Annotated in this window: 2 pseudogenes; both read right to left on the bottom strand. The window is 40.3% G+C overall.

Annotated elements, in window-relative coordinates:
• Window positions 1-405, bottom strand: a pseudogene (locus tag BTHERMOSOX_RS11650) (IS66 family transposase); the annotation flags it as partial.
• Between the two features lie 96 nt (window positions 406-501).
• A pseudogene (locus tag BTHERMOSOX_RS11645) lies at window positions 502-893 on the bottom strand (hypothetical protein); the annotation flags it as partial.

Raw genomic sequence — 893 nt, 5'->3', positions numbered from 1 at the left:
TAATTGAGTGCGACCAAAGCCTTGTGACCCAGGTTGACGACCGGGTTTGCGTTGTTTCTCTGAGTCTTCCTGCTGATGGCCGTTTTCTTTCTTGCTTTCGCCAGTATCCACATCAGGAGTATCGTCCGACGACCTTTCCTTGTCGGTTCCTGACTTAAGAGCCTCTTTGTCCTCATGTTCCAGCTCTTCGTCTTCTTCATTATCTCTTGAGCCTTTATCCCAAGGAGCAAGACTGCCTGAAGGCTTTGAACTATTCGACGGGTTTTGATTGAGGCGCTCCATTGCTTCTTTAAGATCATTGGCCAGATTGATGCTCAACCCAGCGAGTGCGTCAGGATCTTTTTCCAGAAGTTTGCGGATGAATGGCTCATCAATTTGTAGTAATTCCTGTTCCTTGAGAACCATGAGCCTTAAACGCCTTTGTGAAATTATCGATATAATAAACACTTACAAGGTGTTTTTGTCAAGATTTTTAGGTTTTAACCGTAAGGGTCTGAACGGTTACCCTAGAGCAGTAAGACGGCAGGATTTTGAATTAATTGCAGCAAAATACATAAATTGGGCATCAACGGGAACAACCAGACCGACACTTTGAAATTTTTGTAGGTCTTTGAAGATTGTTACATTACTTTTAATTGCCGTTTTTTCAGTATCTTCATAGGATGGATCAAGTTTGTAATCAGATTCTGCAGTATTAAAATATGTTGTAATTTTTCGCATCGTCTCAAAAGGTATCTTTGGAGGAATATTTCTCAAGGATATAAAACTAGTACAGCGCCCCGTAAGTTCGTACAAAAAAATTGGTATTACATAATGCTGTAGAATTAGGTGATATGATCCCAAACAATGCAAATAAACAGCTCCTTTGACAACCCAAGAAAAAGAAATACTGA

Origin of the sequence: Bathymodiolus heckerae thiotrophic gill symbiont, from assembly GCF_900128515.1 — a bacterium.
Classification (GTDB): Bacteria; Pseudomonadota; Gammaproteobacteria; order PS1; family Pseudothioglobaceae; genus Thioglobus_A.
The sequence above is the reverse complement of the archived record's forward strand: the minus strand, read 5'-3'. Positions and strand labels throughout refer to the sequence as shown.